Annotated in this window: 1 rRNA gene; it reads right to left on the reverse strand. The window is 53.6% G+C overall.

The annotated features are described in order from the left end of the window. Window positions 1-61: 61 nt before the first annotated feature. Window positions 62-2649 (reverse strand): 23S ribosomal RNA (locus BK120_RS34190); the annotation flags it as partial.

Below are 2649 nucleotides of genomic sequence, written 5' to 3' on the forward strand. Positions count from 1 at the left end.
TAGGCTTGCTGAAGCCTTTATGCTGCTGTCTACTGGATGTATGGGTCACAGTAAACGTGTTTAGGATAAGCCCTCGACCGATTAGTATTCGTCAGCTACACACATTGCTGTGCTTCCACCCCGAACCTATCAACCTCGTCGTCTTCAAGGGGTCTTACATACTGGGAAATCTCATCTTGAGGGGGGCTTCACGCTTAGATGCTTTCAGCGCTTATCCCGTCCGTACTTGGCTACCCAGCGGTGCTCCTGGCGGAACAACTGGTACACCAGCGGTACGTCCATCCCGGTCCTCTCGTACTAAGGACAGCTCCTCTCAAATTTCCTGCGCCCGCGACAGATAGGGACCGAACTGTCTCACGACGTTCTGAACCCAGCTCGCGTACCGCTTTAATGGGCGAACAGCCCAACCCTTGGGACCTACTTCAGCCCCAGGATGCGATGAGCCGACATCGAGGTGCCAAACCTCCCCGTCGATGTGGACTCTTGGGGGAGATAAGCCTGTTATCCCCAGGGTAGCTTTTATCCGTTGAGCGATGGCCCTTCCATTCGGTACCACCGGATCACTAAGCCCTACTTTCGTACCTGCTCGACTTGTAGGTCTCGCAGTCAAGCTCCCTTATGCCTTTGCACTCTTCGAATGATTTCCAACCATTCTGAGGGAACCTTTGGGCGCCTCCGTTACATTTTAGGAGGCGACCGCCCCAGTCAAACTGTCCACCTGACACGGTCCCCGAACCGGTTTCACGGTTCTAGGTTAGAACTCCGATACGATCAGGGTGGTATCCCAACGTTGCCTCCACACAAGCTGGCGCTCATGCTTCTAAGGCTCCCACCTATCCTGTACAGATCGTACCAAAGTTCAATATCAAGTTACAGTAAAGCTCCATGGGGTCTTTCCGTCTTGTCGCGGGTAACCTGCATCTTCACAGGTATTAAAATTTCACCGGATCTCTCGTTGAGACAGCGCCCAAGTCGTTACGCCATTCGTGCGGGTCAGAATTTACCTGACAAGGAATTTCGCTACCTTAGGACCGTTATAGTTACGGCCGCCGTTTACTGGGGCTTCGGTTCACAGCTTCGGGTTACCCCTAACCGCTCCCCTTAACCTTCCAGCACCGGGCAGGCGTCAGCCCGTATACTTCGCCTTACGGCTTCGCACAGACCTGTGTTTTTGCTAAACAGTCGCTTGGGCCTTTTCACTGCGGCCCCCTCGGGCTATTCACCCTACCGAGGCACCCCTTCTCCCGAAGTTACGGGGTCATTTTGCCGAGTTCCTTAACGAGAGTTCTTCCGCGCGCCTTAGCATGCTCTGCTCGCCTACCTGTGTCGGTTTGCGGTACGGGCACCTAGATCTCACTAGAGGCTTTTCTTGACAGCCGGAGTACATGACCTTCGCTACTGCAATTTTCGCTCCCCATCACAGCCCAGCCTTATGATCGACGGATTTGCCTATCGATCAGCCTCACTGCTTGGACGGACTATTCCATCAGTCCGCGTCACTGCCCTTCTGTGTCACCCCATTGCTCAAACAATCTTCGGTGGTACAGGAATTTCAACCTGTTGTCCATCCACTACGCCTTTCGGCCTCGCGTTAGGTCCCGACTTACCCTGAGAGGACGAGCCTTCCTCAGGAACCCTTAGGCTTTCGGCGGACAAGATTCTCACTTGTCTTTTCGTTACTCATACCGGCATTCTCACTTGAATACAGTCCACCAGTCCTCACGGTCCAACTTCAATCCGTATTCAACGCTCCCCTACCCAAGTACCATACGGTACATGTCATAGCTTCGGTGGTGTGTTTAGCCCCGTTACATTTTCGGCGCAGAGTCACTCGACCAGTGAGCTATTACGCACTCTTTAAATGATGGCTGCTTCTAAGCCAACATCCTGGTTGTCTTTGCAACTCCACATCCTTTCCCACTTAACACACACTTGGGGACCTTAGCTGATGATCTGGGCTGTTTCCCTCTTGACAATGGATCTTAGCACTCACTGTCTGACTCCCGAGTAGCACGTCTATGGCATTCGGAGTTTGACTGGACTTGGTAACCCTTGGCGGGCCCCGCACCCAATCAGTGCTCTACCTCCACGACGCTCATTCCTCGAGGCTAGCCCTAAAGCTATTTCGGGGAGAACCAGCTATCTCCGAGTTCGATTGGAATTTCTCCGCTACCCCCACCTCATCCCCGCATTTTTCAACATGCGTGGGTTCGGGCCTCCAGTGCGTGTTACCGCACCTTCACCCTGGACAGGGGTAGATCACACGGTTTCGGGTCTACGACCACGTACTTATTCGCCCTATTCAGACTCGCTTTCGCTACGGCTCCGTCTTCCCGACTTAACCTTGCACGTGATCGTAACTCGCCGGTTCATTCTACAAAAGGCACGCCATCACCCATTTAACGGGCTCTGACTTTTTGTAAGCGCACGGTTTCAGGTTCTTTTTCACTCCGCTTCCGCGGTGCTTTTCACCTTTCCCTCACGGTACTGCTTCACTATCGGTCACCAGGGAGTATTTAGCCTTGGCAGATGGTCCTGCCGGATTCCGACGGGGTTTCTCGTGTCCCGCCGTACTCAGGATCCGTCTCGGAGGGTGCTTGCTTTCGGTTACAGGGCTTTTACCTGCTCTGGCGGGCCTTTCCAGACCTC

Source organism: Paenibacillus sp. FSL A5-0031, assembly GCF_001956295.1.
In the GTDB taxonomy this organism is placed as follows: domain Bacteria; phylum Bacillota; class Bacilli; order Paenibacillales; family Paenibacillaceae; genus Pristimantibacillus.